The 20,489-nt window shown below is 59.8% G+C and carries 19 protein-coding genes; 15 read left to right on the forward strand and 4 right to left on the reverse strand.

Going from position 1 to position 20,489, the window contains the following annotated elements; all coding sequences use genetic code 11:
* The first annotated feature begins 347 nt into the window (after positions 1–347).
* The 3 genes from EPN93_11735 (at position 348) to EPN93_11745 (ending at position 2,349) form a co-directional block, all read left to right on the forward strand.
* Positions 348–1,283, forward strand: coding sequence for a hypothetical protein (locus EPN93_11735; protein TAL34574.1), 936 nt, complete (start codon positions 348–350; stop codon positions 1,281–1,283).
* Between the two features lie 378 nt (positions 1,284–1,661).
* Positions 1,662–1,847: a hypothetical protein gene (locus tag EPN93_11740; GenBank protein ID TAL34575.1), complete on the forward strand. Its 186-nt coding sequence runs from the start codon at positions 1,662–1,664 to the stop codon at positions 1,845–1,847.
* A gap of 226 nt (positions 1,848–2,073) precedes the next feature.
* On the forward strand, positions 2,074–2,349 hold the full coding sequence (locus EPN93_11745; protein TAL34576.1) for an XRE family transcriptional regulator: 276 nt from the start codon (positions 2,074–2,076) through the stop codon (positions 2,347–2,349).
* A gap of 632 nt (positions 2,350–2,981) precedes the next feature.
* On the opposite strand, the gene EPN93_11750 is transcribed toward EPN93_11745, so the two are convergent.
* The 3 genes from EPN93_11750 to EPN93_11760 form a co-directional block, all read right to left on the reverse strand.
* On the reverse strand, positions 2,982–3,875 hold the full coding sequence (locus tag EPN93_11750) for a glycoside hydrolase family 16 protein (GenBank protein ID TAL34577.1): 894 nt from the start codon (positions 3,873–3,875) through the stop codon (positions 2,982–2,984).
* Positions 3,876–4,159: 284 nt separating this feature from the next.
* A complete protein-coding gene (locus EPN93_11755; GenBank protein TAL34578.1) occupies positions 4,160–5,518 on the reverse strand; it encodes a PFL family protein in 1,359 nt (452 codons plus the stop codon).
* A gap of 39 nt (positions 5,519–5,557) precedes the next feature.
* The gene (locus EPN93_11760; protein TAL34579.1) at positions 5,558–5,827 is read right to left on the reverse strand and encodes an ACT domain-containing protein; all 270 of its coding nucleotides are present in this window, start codon (positions 5,825–5,827) and stop codon (positions 5,558–5,560) included.
* A 413-nt stretch (positions 5,828–6,240) separates the two neighbouring features.
* Here EPN93_11760 and EPN93_11765 point away from each other — a divergent pair, with 413 nt between their 5' ends.
* Genes EPN93_11765 through EPN93_11775 form a run of 3 tightly spaced genes read left to right on the forward strand, consistent with a single transcriptional unit; the run spans position 6,241 to position 9,078 of the window.
* Positions 6,241–6,765: a hypothetical protein gene (locus tag EPN93_11765; GenBank protein TAL34580.1), complete on the forward strand. Its 525-nt coding sequence runs from the start codon at positions 6,241–6,243 to the stop codon at positions 6,763–6,765.
* Position 6,766: 1 nt separating this feature from the next.
* Positions 6,767–7,573, forward strand: a complete 807-nt coding sequence (locus tag EPN93_11770) for an NAD(P)-dependent oxidoreductase (GenBank protein TAL34581.1) — start codon at positions 6,767–6,769, stop codon at positions 7,571–7,573.
* A gap of 23 nt (positions 7,574–7,596) precedes the next feature.
* Positions 7,597–9,078: an amino acid permease gene (locus EPN93_11775; GenBank protein ID TAL34582.1), complete on the forward strand. Its 1,482-nt coding sequence runs from the start codon at positions 7,597–7,599 to the stop codon at positions 9,076–9,078.
* Positions 9,079–9,351: 273 nt separating this feature from the next.
* On the opposite strand, the gene EPN93_11780 is transcribed toward EPN93_11775, so the two are convergent.
* Positions 9,352–9,756 (reverse strand): hypothetical protein, encoded by a 405-nt coding sequence (locus tag EPN93_11780; GenBank protein ID TAL34583.1) that lies wholly within the window; start codon positions 9,754–9,756, stop codon positions 9,352–9,354.
* A gap of 373 nt (positions 9,757–10,129) precedes the next feature.
* Between EPN93_11780 and EPN93_11785 the strand changes: the two genes are divergently transcribed.
* From EPN93_11785 to EPN93_11825, 9 genes are all read left to right on the forward strand, one after another.
* Complete coding sequence (locus EPN93_11785) at positions 10,130–11,269, forward strand: ABC transporter substrate-binding protein (protein TAL34592.1); 1,140 nt, start codon at positions 10,130–10,132, stop codon at positions 11,267–11,269.
* Between the two features lie 42 nt (positions 11,270–11,311).
* Positions 11,312–12,202, forward strand: coding sequence for a branched-chain amino acid ABC transporter permease (locus EPN93_11790; protein ID TAL34584.1), 891 nt, complete (start codon positions 11,312–11,314; stop codon positions 12,200–12,202).
* The gene (locus EPN93_11795) at positions 12,202–13,290 is read left to right on the forward strand and encodes a branched-chain amino acid ABC transporter permease (protein TAL34585.1); all 1,089 of its coding nucleotides are present in this window, start codon (positions 12,202–12,204) and stop codon (positions 13,288–13,290) included. Before EPN93_11790 ends, EPN93_11795 begins: the two co-directional genes overlap by 1 nt.
* Positions 13,287–14,051, forward strand: coding sequence for an ABC transporter ATP-binding protein (locus EPN93_11800; GenBank protein TAL34586.1), 765 nt, complete (start codon positions 13,287–13,289; stop codon positions 14,049–14,051). The genes EPN93_11795 and EPN93_11800 overlap by 4 nt, the downstream gene beginning before the upstream one ends.
* Complete coding sequence (locus EPN93_11805; GenBank protein TAL34587.1) at positions 14,044–14,778, forward strand: ABC transporter ATP-binding protein; 735 nt, start codon at positions 14,044–14,046, stop codon at positions 14,776–14,778. Before EPN93_11800 ends, EPN93_11805 begins: the two co-directional genes overlap by 8 nt.
* A gap of 11 nt (positions 14,779–14,789) precedes the next feature.
* Positions 14,790–16,085, forward strand: coding sequence for a phenylacetate--CoA ligase family protein (locus EPN93_11810; protein ID TAL34588.1), 1,296 nt, complete (start codon positions 14,790–14,792; stop codon positions 16,083–16,085).
* 618 nt (positions 16,086–16,703) lie between these two features.
* Positions 16,704–17,684 carry an NADP-dependent oxidoreductase gene (locus EPN93_11815; GenBank protein ID TAL34589.1) on the forward strand — a complete coding sequence of 327 codons (981 nt, stop codon included), beginning with the start codon at positions 16,704–16,706 and terminating at the stop codon, positions 17,682–17,684.
* A 255-nt stretch (positions 17,685–17,939) separates the two neighbouring features.
* Complete coding sequence (locus tag EPN93_11820) at positions 17,940–19,553, forward strand: carbohydrate kinase (GenBank protein TAL34590.1); 1,614 nt, start codon at positions 17,940–17,942, stop codon at positions 19,551–19,553.
* A 16-nt stretch (positions 19,554–19,569) separates the two neighbouring features.
* Complete coding sequence (locus EPN93_11825; GenBank protein TAL34591.1) at positions 19,570–20,256, forward strand: class II aldolase/adducin family protein; 687 nt, start codon at positions 19,570–19,572, stop codon at positions 20,254–20,256.
* Positions 20,257–20,489 lie beyond the last annotated feature (233 nt).

Raw genomic sequence — 20,489 nt, forward strand, 5'->3', positions numbered from 1 at the left:
ATGATATCTCTTTCCATATTACTTAAAAGTAATGGATATTGAATCGGCGGGCAGGGGAAAAGCGGTTGACTTTGGTATTCTTGTATTACAAGGTTGAGTGCATATAGCGACTGTACTTTGCTTCCCGGGCGCGGGGGCTGGCCATCCGACTTTCTAGGAATTCCCGGACAAGGTGAGCCATGCGGCGATTATGGTGAAGTGGTGGCGTTTTAGAAGACTCGCAGACCGTTGGTGGGCTGGGGGAGTATGATGGTTTTTGCACGATGCGACGCGTAAACAGCAGGCGCAGCGTCAGGGTATGGTTTGACGTTGTACGCAATGGCAGCAAATGAAACCTGGAGATAAATATGCCATTATTCCATATACAAGACAAACAAATGACTTTAGCAAAACCAATCAATTTTAAGCTTGAAAAAGATATTCAAATTCTCATCGAAAATAATCTTCAAAGGGTTTTTAATTGTCAATATATTGCAACTGAGTTTTCGACAGGAAGCGAACATGCAGGTAGAATTGATACTTTAGCTTTATCAGAAGATGATAATCCTGTAATTATTGAGTACAAGAAAGTTGAATCATCGGAATTAGTTAATCAAAGCTTATATTACTTATCATGGATTAAAGATCATAAAGGAGATTTTCAAATCGCTGTCAATAAAGCATTAGGAAAAGATATTGAAGTAGATTGGAGCGACGTAAGAGTAATATGTATAGCTCCTGGTTATAAAAAATATGACCTTCATGCAGTACAAATGATGGGAGCAAATATTGAATTATGGCAATATCGTTTGTACGATAGTGAATCAATATATTTAGAAGAAATATTTAGAAGAAATGCCGGGTTAGCAATTTCATCTGCAATTGAACAAGGAAAAAATCCAGTAATGGTTGAGGCTGGGAAAAAAGCTGCTCTAACGAGATTAACGGGAACCTATACATTTGATGAACATCTTGAATCCGCTGATGAAAATATTAAAGGTTTAGTAATGGATTTAAGAGATTACATTTTAAGCATTGATGAAGCGGTTGAAGAAAGTCCAAAGAAATTTTATATTGCATATAAGGTTTCACAAAACTTTGTTTGCGTAGAGATTAAAAAAAATAAAACTACACTTTTCTTAAAAATAAATCCGAAAGAAATAATAATTCCACGCAATGGTAGAGATGTTTCGGGTATTGGACATTATGGAACAGGAAATTTCGAATTAAACATATCAAGTGCAAAAGAGTTGGAAGAATCAAAAGAATATATAAAAAAAGCATTTGAAACAATTGGCGGATAGCTCGCCACAGCGTAACGGGAGATAAATATGACGGATGATATGCCAATATCAAAAAATATTGGGATAAAAGAAGCAGGGAGACGCTCTTCAAGCCTTGTGTTGTGGACAAATCATCAATTCCGCCAGTTTGCCTGTATCAAAATACGAAAAAACCATACCCGCCTCCCCCCAAGACACTTACGCTTTGCTACGTTTCACTACGTTCCATTCCTGAACACAACACCCCATATGTCCTGATAATAGCGCCGATACGCAAGGTCCGATAACGCCTCATCCCGCCCCCCGAAAAAATTCATAAATCGCACCCCCCGTTCGTAGAAAGAGATACAGGCGCCTTCGTGAGCGCCTGATAATCGACTCACGGTCTTCACCCAGCGCGTGGAAGACGGACGGGCCGCGGGCGCGTTTGTTCAGCATCCCGCCGGCGCGACGGACACCCTTACCGTGCAGGGCCTGGAGCCCGGCGCCGGCTACCAGGTCTACGCCCTGGCCACGGACGCGGCGTGTCCCGACGCAAAGAGCTGTTCGGCGGCGTTCGGCGCGGAGGGGAAGGCGGCGGTCTGACGGGGCGGCGGATCACTGGCACACCCTCAAGTGTAACGCAACCGGGAAGGGGGAGGACAATAACGTCCTCCCTCGCCTGCGGGCGGGAAATCCCGGAAACGGCTGGGACGTGGTTCCGAAAAACTAAAATTTAAAATCAGGTAGTAGGTTTCTCCAACGAAATTCTATTGACCGGTGTTCACATGCATGCTAACTTGCGGGATTGAATATTTAATGAGGAGAAATCATGAGCGATCTTAAAAAATACGTGAGTAAAAGGAAAACACACGATGCTGAATTTGCCCGTGGATACGAGCAGGGTTTTCAGGAGTTCCGAATAGGCGTGCTGCTGCGGCAGGAGCGGGAAAAAAGCGGTTTAACCCAGGAAGAGTTAGCCAGAAAAATTCGAACGACGAAAAGCGCCATCTCGCGCATAGAAAACCATTCGGAAGACATTAAGCTCTCAACCCTGTCGAAAGTAGCAACGGCATTGGGTAAGAATCTTTCGATAAGATTACTGTAAACCGCGGTACTTGCGGCCTATAGCGGATAAAGTTCGTCTGCACGTGCTCACCATGGATGGCCGAATGCCGCATAAATCTCTGCACCCGAATCGTGAGTCATGGAGCATTTATCTATTGACATGCTTCACCCTCCCCTAACCCCTCCCATCGAGGGAGGGGGACCGATAAGGGCGCACGTCCCTCGCGGCAACACGCCCGTTCCCATTCAGTGACTCGTACTGATTTCCCCATAGCCCGAAAAGCAAAGTCTTGTTGGCAATACGTCCCGGAAATTACGGTATAAGAGGTGAAGGCAGTACTCGGGGCATTCGGAATTGGAAGCAAGACCTAGATCGCCGCGGAAACAGCAACCAGTTTTAGCCCGCTGCGATGGACAGGATGTCCAAGTGGCCCGCGCGAATAAGCCGTCCTGGCTTGCGCGGGCAGGCGCACGTCCTGTGCGCACCCGGGCGCGCACAGGAGGTCGCGTCTGCGCCCGGCTTTGAGCCGAGTCCGGCATAGCCGGCGAGGCGAGTTCGGGCGTTAAGCCGTCGCGCCGCCTGAGCGACCGCGAGAGAGAGGGGGGGCGGCCCCTCTCTCTCTCGCGTGAAAGCATCCCCTGCCCGGGGGCGGCAACGAAAATCCATCCCACTCAATCCAGCGGGGTCACCCTGATCCAGTCCACGTAGAGATACTGGGGAAACACCGTAGTGCCGTCGGGTGGTCCCGGCCAGTCGCCGCCGATGGCGATGTTGAGTATGATAAAGAAAGGGGCCTGGAATGCGTCGTAGTCGACGGCCGGGACGTCCTCATGAAAATACTCCACTCCGTCAATGAGCCAGCGAATCTCCGACGCGCTCCATTCAAGTCCAAATACCTGGTAATCGTCCGCGAAGGTCCCCGCCGGGAGCGTGTATACCCCGTTCGGATCGGATTCCAGGGGCGCGTTCGCGGCGTCCGCCCAGTGGGACGTCCCGTAGATAATCCCGTCTCCCAGGTCCGTGTGCCCGGAATAGGGCGCGCCACCCACCAGCTCGACGATATCGATCTCCCCGCATCGCGGCCAGCCGGACCCGTCCGCGCCTATGGCGTTCCCCACCAGCCAGAACGCCGGCCAGATGCCACGGCCCCGGGGGAGCTTCATGCGCGCCTCGATCCTGCCGTGGGTGAAAGAGAATTTCCCCTGCGTCGTGAGCCGGGCGGAGGTGTAGATATAGCTTCCCTCGTCGGGGTCCAGGTACGGGGGATTATCGAGCGCGGCGATGCGAAGCACGCGATCGTCGCCGTCGTCGACGATCGCCGCGTTCCGGTCGCCTACCAGTTCCGGGTCCGTGTAGTACTCCATCTCACCCGACCCGAAGCCGCTGCCGATCTCGAAAGTCCACCGGCCGGAATCGACGGTCGTTCCGTTGAATTCGTCCGACCAGGGCAGGTTCCCGCCGTCCCCTCCCTGACTGCCGCAGGATATGGTGACGGCGAGTGCGATCGCCCCGAGCAGATGGCCGCACTGTGCAATCATGGAGTGTGTTCGCGCGCAATAGATCATGGCATGTCTCCCTTACCGTATTGTAGATGTACCGTGTATCCTGTCAATGCGTGCAAATCCGGCCGTGAAGAAAATTTGGGGAGTGGGGCCGATACGCTTTGGTTCGGGAATGTGCGCATACGGGAGGTATGCGCCCTCCGGAGCGTTATGCGTCATTACTTGGGGGGTGTGCAGTGACGCATGAAGGCGTAAATCGAAGGCCCAAATAGAAGGCGCCCAAGCGTTTGGGCGCCTTCTATTTGCGCCGATGCGCGCCGATGCGCATCCCGGCGCCCGCGTGCATCTCAATTCCTCAACCCCTGCAGCGGCGCGGGAATCCTCCCGCCGCGCCTGATAAATTCGGCGCTCCCGAACGGGTTCACCCTCATCACCGGTCCCGATCCCAGGAGACCCCCGAACTCCACGATGTCGCCCACGGTCTTCCCCGGCGCGGGAATGATCCGCACGGCCGTGGTCTTGTTGTTCACGACGCCAATCGCCGCCTCGTCCGCGATGATCGCCGATATCGTTTCCGCGGGCGTGTCGCCCGGGACCACGATCATGTCCAGTCCCACCGAGCACACGCAGGTGAGCGCCTCGAGCTTGTCGATCGAGAGCGCCCCGCATTGTACGGCCTCGACCATACCCTCGTCCTCGCTCACCGGGATGAAGGCGCCCGATAATCCCCCCACGTAGGACGAGGCCATGACCCCGCCCTTCTTCACGGCGTCGTTCAGGAGCGCGAGCGCGGCCGTCGTGCCGTGCGCGCCGCAGCGCTCCAGGCCCATCTCCTCCAATATGCGCGCCACGCTGTCGCCCACAGCCGGCGTGGGGGCGAGCGACAGGTCCACGATTCCGAACGGTACGCCCAGCCGCCGGGAGGCCTCGCGCGCGACAAGCTGGCCCATGCGCGTGATCTTGAAGGCTGCCTTCTTCACGGTTTCCGATACCGTTTCGAAGTCGGCGCCGCGGGCCTTTTCCAGGGCGCTCTTCACGGCGCCGGGGCCGCTCACGCCCACGTTGATCACGCACTCCGGCTCGCCCGTCCCGTGGAAGGCGCCGGCCATGAAGGGATTGTCCTCGACCGCGTTCGCGAAGACGACCAGGCGTGCGCACGCGTTCCCGCCCCCGGAGGCCGATAGCGCCGCCGTTTCCTTTATCACCGCGCCCATCTCGCGCACGGCGTCCATGTTGATCCCGGCGCGCGTCGTCGCGACGTTCACGCTCGCGCATACGGTGCGTGTCTCCGCGAGGGCGCGCGGTATGGAGCGGATCAGCTTCGCGTCCCCCAGCGTGTAGCCCTTGTGGACGAGCGCGGAGAATCCTCCTATGAAATTCACCCCGACCGCGTCCGCGGCGCGCTCCAGGGTGCGCGCGAATTCGACGTAATCGTCGTCGCCCGAGCTCTCGGCGACAAGGGCGAGGGGGGTGACCGATACGCGTTTATTGACGATGGGGATGCCGTACTCCCGCTCGATGTCCGCGCAGGTCTTCGCGAGTCCCCCGGCAAGGCGCGTGATCTTGTCGTATATTTTTTTCCGCGACACGGCGCCGTCCCCGTCGCCGCAGTCCCTGAGCGAGATGCCCATCGTGACGGTGCGGATGTCCAGGTGCTCCTTCTCGATCATCGTGATCGTTTCTATGATTTCAAGCGGGCTTATCATCGGGCCTCCTCCGGAAATATATTTCCATGGCGCGCCGTCTCATACCCGGTGCATGGAATTGAAGATGTCCTCATGCTGGATGCGCACGGACACCCCGAGCTCCCGCCCCTTTTCCTCCAGTCCCGCCGAGAGCCCGTCGAACCCCGACGCGGCCTTCGAGACGTCCACGATCATGACCATGGTGAATATCTCCTGCATGATCGTCTGCGAGATGTCCAGGATGTTCACGTTCCGCTCCGCGAGCACCGTCGCCACCGCCGCGATGATGCCCACCCTGTCCTTGCCGATAACCGTGATGACCGCCTTCATCGCTTTCCTCCGGGATGCCTGGAATATCGCGCATGCTACACCGGGCTGCCCGGAAAGGCAAGCGCATATGCCCACCGGCTCCGTTAAAAAGCGCGAGGGCCGATTCGCGTGTCGGCCGCCGGACACGCATCCTCGATCATGGGCGCGCAAATGCTTGACAGTGTAAGCGCGTCCTGTTTAATAAAGAGCGCTTCATGTGTGGGCGTGCTTTAAGGAAACCCATATCACAAAAACTGCCTCAGAAGGCCCCCTAAATCCCCCGGAGGGGGACTTCAATAATCGGCAGAATATGCATTTTCTGGCACTGGCGGATGTCGTTGCCCCCCCGCCGGGGGGTATGGGGGGTGTTTTTTAAGATGAGGAGATAAGGAACGGCGATTGAAGAGATGAAGGATTCGGGGCCATTGATATCCATGACCGAGTATGAAGGCGCGAGCCAGGAGGTTCGGCGCGAATACGACGATCAGGTCGCGCGTCACGGGCGCATCACGAACATGAAGCGCACGCTCCTGCATTCCGTCCCCGCGTTCAAGGCCTACATGGAGTGGTACACCCTGAAAGACCTGATCGTCCCCTTTATAGGAGAGCGCGCGTTTTCGCTGTTCTCCTACGCGATCTCGAACGGGAACAACTGCCTTATCTGCTCCCTGTTTTTCCGGAAGATACTCGTCGACAGCGGGGAGGACACCGACAACCCGAAGCTCAGCGATATCGAGCGCCTCCTGATGGACCTGGGCGTGCACATCTGCACGAACCCCCACGAAATCCCGGGGGAATTCTACGGGCGTCTCAAGACCGCCTTCACGGACGAGCAGCTGACGCTCCTGGTCGCGTTCGCGGGAATCATGTACGCGACCAATCTCTTCAACACGGTGGCCCGCGTCCCGCTGGACGAGGTGCTCTACCCCTACAGGAAAAAAACGGACACGGAGGCGTGACATGGCGGGAGAATTCCAGGGCAGGGTGGCGTTTATAACCGGGGCGGCCCACGGGCAGGGCAGGGCGGTCGCGCTCGCCTTCGCGCGCGAGGGCGCCCACGTCGTGGGGTTCGACGTGGCGAAGAATATCGAGTACCCGGCGTATACGTTCGGGACCGGCGAGGAGCTGGAATCGCTCAGGAAGGAAGTCGAATCGCTCGGGCAAAAGGCGCTCGTCTTTGCGGGCGACGTACGCGACGACGCGGCGATCATGGCCGCGGTGAACGGGACGATCGCGTCCCTTGGGCGGATCGACGTGCTCTTCAACAACGCCGGCATATGCGCCTACGCGCGCGCCCACGAGATGACCGAGAACGAGTGGGACTCCATGATCGACATAAACCTGAAAGGGGCCTGGATGGTCGCGCGGCGCGTCATCCCGCACATGATCGCGGCGCGCACCGGCGTCATCGTCAACAACTCGTCGGTCATGGGACTGCGCGGCGGGGGGCGCCTCTCGCATTACGCCGCGAGCAAGTGGGGGCTCACGGGCCTCACGAAAAGCTGGGCCATAGAGCTCGCCCCGCACAACGTCCGGGTCGTGAGCATCCATCCCACGGGCGTGAATACCCCCATGAACGACGGGCTCGCCTTCCTGGAGGGTGCGACGCCCCTTGAAATCGCGGAGCGCTCCGCGGGAAACCTCCTTCCCGTCCCCTGGGTGGAGACGCAGGACGTCGCGGAGTTGGTCCTCTACCTCTCGAGCGACAGGGCGCGTTATGCGACAGGATCCCAATTCGTACTCGACGCCGGGCTCCTTACCCGATAAACGAATACAAGGCGGTGCACTCAATGAATACCTCTGTCAAGGAAACAGGCGCGGCCCCGGGCGCGCATACGTTCAGGAGGGAGCTCCGGCTCATGGACGCGACCATGCTCGTCATGGGCTCCATGATTGGCTCCGGTATCTTCATCGTGAGCGCGGACATCGCGCGCGGCGTGGGCTCCCCGGGCTACCTGCTGCTCGTCTGGCTCATCGCGGGACTCATCACGATCGTCGGGGCGCTCGCCTTTGGCGAGCTCACGGGGCTTTTTCCCTGGGCGGGGGGACAGTACGTCTTCATCCGTGAGGCGTACAACCCGCTTATCGGTTTCCTGTACGGCTGGTCGCTCTTCATGGTCATCCAGGCCGGGACCATCGCGGCGGTCGCGATGGCCTTCGCAAAGTTTTCGGCGGTGCTGTTCCCCATACTGGACGAACGCGTGATCGCCTTCGATATTCTCGGCTTCAGGGTGAAGGCGGCCCAGATCGCGGCCATCGCGCTCATCGCCGTGCTCACCTGGGTGAACACGCGCGGCATCCGCGGCGGGAAGCTCGTCCAGGACGTATTCACCACGGCGAAGGTCGCCGCGCTCCTGGGCCTCATCGCGCTCGGGATAATCCTGGGAAGCGACGGCGCGGTGATATCCGGGAACCTCGCGTCCTTCTGGGACGCGCAGGCGGCGCTTGTCGCAGGGGGGAAGCTCGTTTCGGTGGAGGCGCTCGCCGGGATCGCGCTCCTGACGGCGATTGGCACCTCCATGGTGGGGGCCATCTTTTCGAGCGACGCCTGGAACAACATAACCTTCACCGCCGCGGAGGTCGTGAATCCCAAGCGCACCATTCCGTTGAGCCTCGCGATGGGCACCGGCGCGGTCACCGTGCTCTATCTCCTCGCGAACGTCGCCTACCTGGCGGTGCTTCCGGTTACCGGCACCCCCGACGCGGGCGCGGTATTGGGGCAGGGGATACAATTCGCCGTGAACGACCGGGTGGCCACGGCCGCGGCCTCAATGGCGATGGGAGCCTCGGCGGCAAAGGTCATGGCAGTGCTCGTAATGGTCTCGACCTTCGGCTGCAACAACGGGCTCATACTCGCGGGGGCGCGCGTCTACTACGCGATGGCGCGTGACGGGCTCTTCTTTAAAAGCGCGGGCGTGCTCAACGGCAAGGACGTCCCCGGCGCGGCGCTCGTCATGCAGGCGGTGTGGGCGAGCATACTCTGCCTTTCCGGCACCTACGGCGACCTGCTCGACTACGTGATCTTCGTGGTGCTTATCTTTTATATACTCACCGTGGGCGGCGTCTTCGTACTCCGGCGCAGGATGCCCGGAGCGGCACGCCCCTACAGGATGCTGGGCTACCCGGTCGTGCCCGCGCTCTATATCCTCACGCTGGGCGCCATCGCGGTCGATCTTCTCATTTACAAACCCGCGTACACCTGGCCGGGCATGGGCATCGTGCTCCTGGGGGTCCCCATCTATTTCGCGTGGTCCAGGTTCTCGAAGAAGTAGCGTTGTACCGCGGGCGCACGTGACTGGCTTCCCCGCGCATCGGCACCAAGGCCGTTTCCTCTTGTGTAGGAAGTGATCATTACCCATATCACAAAAACTGCCTTAGGAGGCCCCCTAAATCCCACTTCGACAAGCTCAGTGCAGCGCCCGGAGGGGGACTTCAGCAATCGGCAGAATATGCATTTTCTGGCATTGGCAGATGTCGTTGCCCCCCGCCGGGGGGTGTTTATTAACTTGTGGGTTTCAGCCGTGTCGTTACGGGCGGAGATACCCCTACCTGTCTCCGCAGGCGTGATACCAGTACACCGCCGCGAGCCCCCACGTGAAATTGAAGAAGATGACGAACAGGGGCGTGAGTCCGCCCAGCGCGAGACCCAGCATATGGGCGTCCTTCATGGGGAAGACCACGACAAGCTGCACGATGCTCGGCAGCAGGCTCAGCACGAAGGCGCGCAGCGCGAGCCGGCCGGGAAACAGGGGCAGGAGAAGCGCGAGTCCCCAGATGCCGCCCCACACGACCTTCGCGTAGAGGAACGGCGGGCTTAGCGGCGGCACGATGTGCACGCCCATCGCCATAGTGATGCCCAGCGCCCCGAACGCCCAGATTACCAGGGCGTTGCACAACCCGCCCACTGCGCCCGATGCGAAGAGAAGACTGATCCGCTTGATCGAAATCATTATTTTCCTCCAGGATGAATATTCGCGGATTTTGCGTTATGTAAGCATTGGTAAACAGGGCTGGGGTTGATCGACCAGGGGGCTTGAATTACTATCAAATGTCGCATGGTCCGCGAGGACATTGTTGTCATAATAAAAAATAGCCCGGGGGACCTGCGAAGTCAAACCGCGGCCGCGGAGGGGCGCCTGCCTGAATAATTTTTAAAGAATCGGCGGATGCCCGGTAGTATTTACTTGACTTTCGGGCGAGCGGGGCCATGTGCTTATCATTGTTCTATTTTTTCTAAAACTACGAATCAATGCGGCCCGCGGGGGCCCCGGAAGCGCCGCTTCCGCGAAAAGGGGAGGAGACATGGTTATTAAAAGACTGGCAATGTTCATCCTGTGCGTCGCGGTCGGTACCGCGTTCGCCGGGTGCAAAAAGGGTTCCGGCGACACCGTGAAGATAGGCGCGATATTCGCCGTAACGGGAGGGGCGTCGTACCTGGGCTCGCCCGAGGCGAGGACCGCGCAGATGCTCGTGGACGAGATCAACGACAAGGGCGGCATCAACGGCAAACAGGTCGAGCTTGTCATCAAGGATTCCGAGGGGAACCCCGAGAAGGCGATCTCCTTCGCGAAGCAGCTCATAGAAGAGGAAAAGGTATTCGCCATCATAGGGCCCTCCACGAGCGGCGAGACCATGAAGATCAAGAGCCTGTGCGAGGAGTCGAAGATGCTGCTCATCTCCTGCGCCGCGGCGGAGATCATCGTGAACCCGGTCGCAAAGTACGTCTTCAAGACCCCGCAGAAAGACAGCCACGTGGCCCGGATGATATTCGAGACCATGAAGAAAAAGGGCATTGCGAAGATCGGGATAATATCGGACAACACCGGCTTCGGGGCCGCGGGCAAGGAACAGCTCGAAAAGATCGCGCCCGAGTACGGCGTTGCGGTTCTCATCAGCGAGGTGTACAACATGAAGGCGACGGACCTGACCGGGGTCCTCGCCAAGCTCAAGGGACAGAACGTGCAGGCGGTCATAAACTGGTCCATCGTGCCCGCGCAGGCTATAGTCGCGAAGAACATGAAGCAGATCAAGTTCGAGGTGCCGCTTTTCCAGAGCCACGGCTTCGGCAACCTCAAGTACGCGGAAGAGGCGGGCAAGGCGGGAGACGGCATTATCTTCCCGGTGGGCAGGCTCCTCGTCGCCGACCAGCTTCCCGACACCAACAAGCAGAAGGTGCTGCTCCAGAAGTTCAAGAAGGACTACGAGTCGCGCTTTAAGGAAGACGTGAGCGCCTTCGGGGGCTACGCCTACGACGCGCTCGTCCTGCTTTTCGAAGGGATGAAGAAGGCGGGCGTGAACGACCGGGAGAAGGTGCGCGACGCGATCGAGCAGCTCCGCGACATTCCCGGGACCTCCGGCGTATTCAGCCTTTCGCCCCAGGACCACAACGGGCTCGGGATGAACTCGCTCGTGATACTCACGGTCAAGGACGGGAAATTCGTACCGTACGAAAAACTCGACTAGAACGACCATGAGCCGGGGGCACGCGCCCCCGGCCCGGCTTCCATGAACCCCGAACAGATACTACAGTATATCCTCTCCGGCGTCACGATGGGCAGCGTCTATGCCGTCACGGCGATAGGCTTCAACATCGTCTACAACACGACCGGCATTATCAACTTCGCACAGGGCGAGTTTCTCATGCTCGGGGGCATGACGGCGGTCACGCTCGCGGCCTTCCTGCCGCTTCCCCTGGCCATAGCGTGCGCGGTCGCCCTCACTGCGGGGATTGGGGGGCTTATCGATTTGGTCATCATAAGGCGTCTGAAAAACCCGTCCGTGCTCATGATGATCATCGTGACCATAGGGCTGTCCATTCTCATCCGCGAAACCGCGCTGCATGTCTGGGACGCCAAGGTGCGTTCGCTTCCATTTTTTACCGGGAGCGAGGTCTCTTCTATAAACATCCTGGGCGCCTATATCTCGCCGCAGGTCCTGTGGGTGCTGGGTGCCTGCGCGGTTATCGTGACGGGGCTCACCGTGTTCTTCCGGAGCACCACGACCGGGCGCTCCATGCGCGCATGCTCGTCCGACCGCATGGCCGCAAGCCTGTGCGGCATCGACGTGAAATCGATGGTCACGCTTTCGTTCATACTGAGCGCTGCCATAGGCGCGCTGGCGGGGTGCGTGATTTCCCCCATCACCCAGACCCAGTACGACAGCGGCACCTCGCTCGCCATCAAGGGATTCACCGTGGCGATCCTCGGGGGGCTGGGCAACAGCATGGGCGCGGTCGCCGGGGGGATCATTATTGGGCTCCTGGAGGCCTTCAGCATTTCCATTCTCCCGCTCGCGTACATGGACGCGATGGCCATCGGGATCATGATACTCATCCTGTTCTTCCGGCCCAGCGGACTCTTCGCGCGCAAGGGCGAAGCCGCCCTCAAGGAACATTGATGAAACCGCGCGGCTACATTCCCGTCGCGGTCCTCGCCGCGGTCCTTGCGGCCTTCCAGCTCCTGGTGAGCTTCACCGGCCAGGAATTCTTTCTCACCCAGCTCACCATGTCGGCGTACTACGTGCTCGCGGTCATGGGGCTCTGCCTCCTCATGGGCTACGCCGGACAGATCTCCCTGGGGCACGCGGCGTTCTTCGCGATCGGCGGGTACACGGCGGCGGTGCTTGGGACATTCAACGCCGCGCCGTACCAGGACGGGGCCGTCGTGCGGCTCCTTTTAAAAACCGGTCTCGCATCGGCGAGCGACGCGGCGACCGTGCATGTCTCGCCCTGGGCCGCCCTTGGGCTCGCGGTGCTCCTCGCCCTGGCGGTGTCCGTGGTCATAGGCGTCCCCATACTCAGGCTCCGGGGGCATTACCTGGCCATGGCGACGCTCGGTTTCGGGCTCATCGTCCATCGTATCGTCCTGGGCACGCATATTTTCGGCGAGGCCGACGGCATATCGGACCTCCCGGCCTTTCCGCTGTTCGCGGGGCTTTCGGTGAGCGGCCGTCCCGAGCTTCGGGTGTCCAATTACTACATCGCCTGGACGATCGTCGTCCTGGGCATGGCGCTCTTGCTTAACCTCGTGAATTCCCGGCCGGGAAGGGCGTTGCGCGCCATCCATGACAACGAGGAGGCCGCGCGCGCGATGGGCGTCGATACCGCCCGGTACAAGCTCAACGTCTTCGTGCTGAGCGCCGTGTTCACGGCCGTGGCCGGGGTATTCCTCACGCACTTCAACGCCGGAATAGGGCCCGCCGAGGCGGACGTGATGAAATCGGTACGCTACGTCGCGATCGTGGCGGTGGGCGGCATGGCGAACCTGTGGGGGGCGCTCGCGATGGGCCTGTCACTGAACTACATCTCTCTGCGCGGCTACCTGGGAAGCTACGACGACGCCTTTTTCGGCGCGGTGCTCATCCTGATCATGATCTTTGCCCCGGAGGGCCTGCTGAACGCGGAGCGGCCCCGCGCGATCCTGGGGCAGGTCAAGGCGCTCGCCGCGCGGATGCGGAAAAAAGGCGGGGAGGGCGGTGCGCCATGAGCCTTCTCGAGGTGAGAAACGTGAGCCGCTCTTTTGGCGGGCTCAGGGCGGTGGACGGCGTGGGCTTCGCGGTGGAGGAGCACTCGATCAAGGCCGTTATCGGACCCAACGGAGCCGGAAAGACCACGCTCTTCAACCTGATCGCGGGAAGCCTTCCCTGCGAGTCCGGGGAAATTTATTTCAAGGGGAAACCCATCCAGGGACTGCCCTCGCACAAGATCGCGCACATGGGCATCGCCCGCACCTTCCAGAACATCAAGCTCTTCGCGCACATGACCGTGATCGAGAACATCATGGTGGGGCGGCACACGCGCGCCCGCACGGGGTTCGGGGGCGCGATGCTGGGGCTGCCTTCCTCGCGGAAAGAGGATCGGCGCATGCGCGAACAATGCAGGGAGGTCGCGCGGACCCTGGGGCTCGCGCACGAGGCGGACAAGGAGGCCGGGAGCCTCGCATTCGGCAGGCAGCGCCTGGTCGAGTTCGCGCGCGCGCTCGCGATGGAGCCGGCGCTCCTGTTGCTTGACGAGCCCGCGGCGGGCCTCAACATCCACGAGACCGCCGAGATCGGTCAGGTGATCAAGGATATCCGCGACCGCGGCCTCACGGTGCTTCTCATCGAGCACGACATGTCGCTCGTGATGGGGATATCGGACGACATCACGGTGCTCGGTTCCGGGAAAAAGATCGCGCAGGGGCCGCCCGCCGCGATCCAGGCGGACCCCGAGGTGATAAAAATCTACCTTGGAGAGGACGATGCTTAAGGTCAGGAGCCTTTCCGCTGGCTACGGAAGCCTCAAGGTGCTCAGGAACGTCTCCCTGCACGTCAAGCCGGGGGAGATCGTCGCCATTATTGGCGGGAACGGATCGGGGAAATCGACCCTGCTCGCCACCATCGCGGGCGTGGTAAGCCCCTTCGCGGGGGAGATCGTGTTCGCCGGCGGGAGCATTGCCGGGCTTCCGGCGGCGCGCATCGTCGAGACGGGATGCTGCCTGGTCCCGGAGGGGCGCCACGTGTTCGCGCCCATGAGCGTACGCGAGAACCTGCTCCTGGGCGCGTATCCGCTCAGAAAGAAACTGGATAAGAAGGGCACGCGGGAAAAGCTCGACCGCGTCTACGGGCACTTTCCCCGCCTGAAGGAACGCGAGTCCCAGCTCGCGGGCACGCTCTCGGGCGGCGAGCAGCAGATGCTCGCGATAGGGCGCGCGCTCATGTCGGGGCCCAGGCTCCTCATGCTGGATGAGCCGTCCACGGGACTCGCGCCCATCATCGTGAAGGACATCTTCCGGATCATCGCGCGCCTGCGCGGGGAGGGGAACACCATCCTCCTCGTGGAGCAGAACGCCCGGATGGCACTGGGCATCGCGGACCGCGGCTACGTGCTCGAGACGGGGCAGATCATTCTCGAAGAGTCCAGCAGGGAGCTCCTGGACAACAGGGACGTGCAGCGCGCGTACCTGGGCAAGGAATACCGCTCAATCAGCGAATAGGAGGGGTCACGATGTACAATCCCGAATTCGAGTCCATGCCGCGCGACGAGATCGAGCAGCTCCAGACCGAAAGGCTGCAGACCACGCTCAACCGCGTCTACCGGAGCGTGGCGTTCTACCGCCACACCTTCGACGCGATAAAGTTCGACGTGGACAGCGTGCGAAGCGTCCGCGAAATCCGGCGTCTCCCCTTCACGACGCGGGAAGACTTGAAGAAGAGCTACCCCTACGACATGTTCGCCGTTCCCCTGAAAGACATCGTACGCGTGCATTCGTCGTCCGGCACGACCGGGCAATCCGTCGTCGTGGGTTACACGAAGAACGATATCGCGCACTGGGCGCAGGTCACGGCGCGCGCGCTTGCCGCGGCCGGGATCAACGAGCACGACTTCGTGCAGATCGCGTTCGACTACAGCCTGTTCACCGGGGGCTTCGGCTTTCATTACGGGGCCGAGCGCATCGGCGCATCGGTGATACCGTCGTCGGCGCACGGCAACATCGCAAAGCAGATACGCGTCATGAAGGACTACAAGACCTCGGCGCTCCTGTGCACGCCGAGTTATGCCATGGAGATCGCCTATAAGATGAAGGAGATGGGCATACACCCGGAGACCCTCAAGCTCCGCTGCGGGCTTTTCGGCGCCGAGCCCTGGGGCGCGGCGCTCAGGGCGCGCCTCGAGGAGATGCTCCACATAGACGCCTTCGACGTGTACGGGCTTTCGGAGATCATGGGGCCCGGCGTGTCGAGCGAGTGCGTCCATAAAAACGGGCTGCATGTGAACGAGGACCATTTCATCGTCGAGGTGATCGATCCGGCGACCTGCGAGCCGTTGCCCGCGGGCGCGCAAGGCGAGCTTGTGTTCACGACGATCACCAAGGAGGGCTTCCCGCTCATCCGCTACCGCACCGGCGATCGCGCCTCGCTCATGGAAGGGACGTGCCCCTGCGGGCGCACCCTCGTGCGGATGAGCCGCGTCGCGGGACGCACCGACGACCTCATCATCTACAAGGGGCTCAAGGTCTACCCCGTGCAGATCGAGGAGGCGCTCCTCAAGGCCGAGAACGTGAAGCCGCGCTACATGGTCTACCTCGACCAGGAGGACGGAATCGACGCCATGGAGATACGGATCGAGGTGTCCGATGCGCTCTTCAACGACGAGTTGAAGAACCTGCTCGCCGTAAAGAACAAGGTGGCGCGGATACTCGAGGAGGACCTGGAGCTCGTCGCGAAGATCACGCTCGTCGAGCCTGGTTCCCTGAAAGGTGATGACGGCGGGAAGTCGCGCGTTGTTGACCGGCGTGCCTGAGGGGCGCGCCACGAAGCTCGCCTGCTCGAAATAAAATGCGGCCGAGAGCGTTGCACCCACCTCACCCCCGGCCCCTCTCCCATGGGAGAGGGGTGACGTGGTGAGAGCGTTAATTCTTAAGAAAAGGCTTTCTTGAATAGAAAAAGCATCTTGCACCAACAATGAGCAAAGCCTTTGATTCAACAAATATACAACGTAGCAGCAACTCCGCTGAAAGCAGTTCTCGTGACATTGTTGAACGAGAAATAAGACACTTGAACGCCGCGCCAGCGGCAAACCAATTTAGCCCGCTTGTTTGAGGCGAGTCCGGCGATAGCCGGCGAGCGCGAGTTCGGGCGCTAAGCCCCTCCGGCGCTTGAGGAGCGGGGCGAGGAGGAGCGCGAGGAGGAGAGGGTGCGAAACCCTTTCCTCCTCGCGAAAGCATCCCCTGCCAGGGGGCAAAAGAAAAATGCCCTTAGGCCTCGTACCCAGCGCGTGAGTGACCCGAAGGGATACGCTTGTCATTAAGCGGGATCCGCAGAAGGCAACCTGTACGTCGCCGATTACGGGACCGGCGCGGTATACGATATCACCGCGCGCCAGGTCCCTTGACGCGCATCATTGACTATTCGCCGATTCATGTGTATTTTAATCGACTATACTAAAGGGGAGGTCGTATCGATGAAGGCGGCACAATTGACAAAATTCGGCGACAGCGACGCTATCGCTATAAATTCCATACAGAAGCCGGGCGTATCGGACGGCAAGGTGCTCATCGAGGTGCACGCTGCCGGGGTGAACCCTGTCGACTGGAAGATCAGGTCCGGTATGATGAAGATTCCGCTTCCTGCAACCCTGGGCGGGGATTTTTCCGGAGTAGTAAAAGAGATCGGCATGGGTGTGACGGATTTCAAGCCCGGCGACGAGGTGTACGGTCAGGCCGCGGCGTATGCGGGGGGCGGCTCGGGCTCGTTCGAGGAATTCGCCCTGGCGGGAACGGGCACCATTGCCATGAAGCCCAGGCATATCAGTCATATCGAGGCCGGCGCGCTGCCGCTTGCCGGGGCCAGCGCCCTGCAGGCGCTCGAGAGCCACATTAAGCTCGCGAAGGGACAGCATATTCTCATCCACGGGGGCGGCGGCGGGATAGGCTCAATCGCTATACAGATCGCGAAGCATATCGGTGCGCGCGTGTCGACCACCGTGAGCGATCATGATATCGCCTACGCGAAGAGCCTGGGGGCCGATACGATCATCGACTTCCACGAGCAGAAGTTCGAGGAGATCGTGAAGAACTGCGACGCCGTGCTCGACCTGGTGGGCGGCGATACCTACCGGAGGTCTTTCAAGACCCTCAAGCGCGGCGGCGTGATCGTGTCCCTGGTTGAAAACACGGATGAGGCGCTCATGAAGCAATTCGGCGTGACCTCCATATACCAGGGGACGCGTGTGACGACCGAGCGCCTCGTGCGGCTTGCCGAGCTTGTGGACAAGGGAAGCCTCAAGGTGCACGTCGACAAGATCTTCCCGCTCGAAAAGGCGGGCGACGCCCTGGCGTACCTCGAGAAGCGGCACCCGCGGGGAAAGGTGGTGCTCAATATAAGCGAGACCGTGCATTAGGGCGTGCCATTTTCACCGCATTTTGTTGAAGAATGCGTGACCCGATGATTGGTAGAGACGTCCCGGCGGGACGTCTCTACCAATCATCGGGTCCGCCCCCTTAAATCTTCTTTCATTTTTTGATCGGTCATGGTTTGATAAGACATGCGCAGCTTCGCGGGACATACTCTGTCACGTGAGGACGGTGTGTATCTGCGCCCCGCGCCGCGAAAATGCCGGAGGCGGAATAATGCTTATCAATCGAGGACCGCATACATGAGCGACATCACCTACATTATCACGCATGACGTGGGCACCACGGGAAACAAGTCCTGCATCTACCGGATCGCGGACAGGATCGAGATGGTCGATTCCTGGATGGTCGAATATCCCTTCTACACCACGCCCGACGGCGGGGTGGAACAGAAGGCGGACGACTGGTGGAACGCAATTTGCACCGCCACGAAGGCCATCATGGCCCGCACGAAGCTGGACCCTAAATTAGTGCGCGGCATGGCGTTCTGCGCGCAGATGCAGGGGTCGATATTCGTGGATGAAAAGGGAGCGGCCCTCCGCAATCCCATGAGCTACATGGACGGGCGCGCCGTGAAGCAGATCGAGCGCTATCTCTACCGCGGGCTCATAAAGATCGAAAAGTGGAACGCGCTTATCACACTCAAGTCGCTTTATCTCACCGGCGGGCTTGCGGCGACCGCGAAGGACCCGCTCTGGAAATACCACTGGGTGAAAGAAAACGAGCCGGAGATATTCGCCCGCGCGCACAAGTGGCTGGACGTGAAAGACTACCTCATTCACCGGTGCACCGGGAAATTCGGGATGACGCAGGACTCCGCGAACATCACCTTCCTGTACGACACCCGTCCGGGAAAGCTCAAATGGCACAAGGGACTGTGCAAAACCTTCAACGTGAACATGGACCACCTTCCGCCCGTGGTGAACTCCACCGACGTGGTGGGTCACCTGACGCCGGAGGCGGCGGCCCAGATGGGGCTCGTCGAGGGCGTGCCCGTCTTCGGGGGAGGGGGCGACGTGCCGCTCACGCAAATAGGCGCCGGCTGCACCAAGCTCCACGACACCCACATCTACGTGGGGACCTCCGGCTGGGTGGTCTCGAACGTGAACAAGCGCATGGTGGACGTGAGTAACTTCATCGCATCCATCCTGGGGGCTGTTCCCGGCATATATAACTACGTCGCCGAGCAGGAGACCTCGGGGGCCTGCCTCAAGTGGGTGCGCGATCACCTCGCCCTTGACGAGATCGGGGTCTACCTGGAGGCGCAGCACGTCGCCGAGAAAAACCAGGAATACGAAAGCCTGTTCGATTACCTGAATGCCGTGGTGGAACAGACGGCGCCCGGCTCCGGGGGGGTGATCTTCACGCCCTGGCTCCATGGGAACCGCTCCCCGCGCGAGGACCCGTACTCGAGGGGCATGTTCTTCAACCTGAGCCTGTCCACGGGAAAGCGGCAGATGATCCGATCGGTGCTCGAGGGCATGGCCTACCACAAGCGCTGGATGCTCGAGGCAATGGAAAAGAAGATCCCCTATCGCGAGAGCCTGCGCTTCGTGGGCGGGGGTGCGAAGTCTGCGGTGGGTTCCCAGATTATGGCGGACGTAACGGGCAGGACGATAGAGACCATCGACAACTGCATAAACGCGGGAACCATAGGCGCCTCCATCGTGTGCGCCGTGGGCCTGGGCATCATGAAGAACTTCGAGGACGCCCGGAGCCTGGTCCCCGTCGCGAAGGTGTACGAGCCCCGGAAGAACCTGAAAGGCATGTACGATAAGCAATTCGACGTATTTACCAAACTATACGAGAAAAACGCGAAGCTCTTCCGGTCCCTGAACGAAGACCAGGGCGCGTAATAAAGGAGAAGAAGACATGAAGATGAACGCATACGCCGAACAGAAGCACATGGTGTACGAATGCATCATGGGGCTGGTCCGCGACGGCTACGTCCAGGGCACCGGGGGAAACGTATCGATGCTCGTCCCCGGCACGAACCTGGTGGCCGTAACCCCCTCGCAGGTCGAGTACAGCGCGATGTCGAAGGACGATATATGCGTGGTGGATTTCGATCTCAAGCCAGCGGAGGACACTTCGTTCAAGCCCTCCATGGAAACCCCCATGCACATCGCGATCTATAAAAACAGGCCGGACGTGAGCGCGGTCGTGCATACGCACCAGACGTATGCGAGCGTCTTCTCGCTCATCGACACCCCCATTCCCGCGCTCTTCGACGAGGCTGCCAACGCGATCGGGACCCTCGTGGAGGTGGTGCCCTACGGCCTCTCCGGGAGCGCGCAGCTTCTTCAGAACGTCGAGAGCAAGCTGGGTAACAGGGCCAACTGCTATATCCTGAAAAATCACGGGGCGCTGGCACTCGCTTCCACGCTCGCCAAGGCGCGCCGCAACGCCGAGCTATTAGAAAAGAGCGCGAAGGTCTACTACTTCGCCCTGTCCACGGGAAAGCCCGTGAGCGTTCTGCCCGACGAGGTGCAGGATTTATTGAACCAGATCATGCACGCGACCCAGGATGCCGAGATCGCGAAGAAGAACACGCAGTAAATCAGGGAGACGCTACTAATGGAAAATTGCCCCCATGTCCCCCGGAGGGGGATTCGTGAATCGAACTTAATGTAGTGGATGTATGTCGGTGCCCCCCTTTGGGGGGGTATGGGGGGCGGCAAAGGGATCGATTATATTCCCCTCCCTTGACGGGAGGGGTTAGGGGAGGGTGAAGCGCTTATTGCAATTGAGTGCTTTCCACCCCCACCCGGCCTCCCCCATCAAGGGGGAGG

It is taken from the genome of Spirochaetota bacterium (assembly GCA_004297825.1).
Classification (GTDB): domain Bacteria; phylum Spirochaetota; class UBA4802; order UBA4802; family UBA5368; genus FW300-bin19.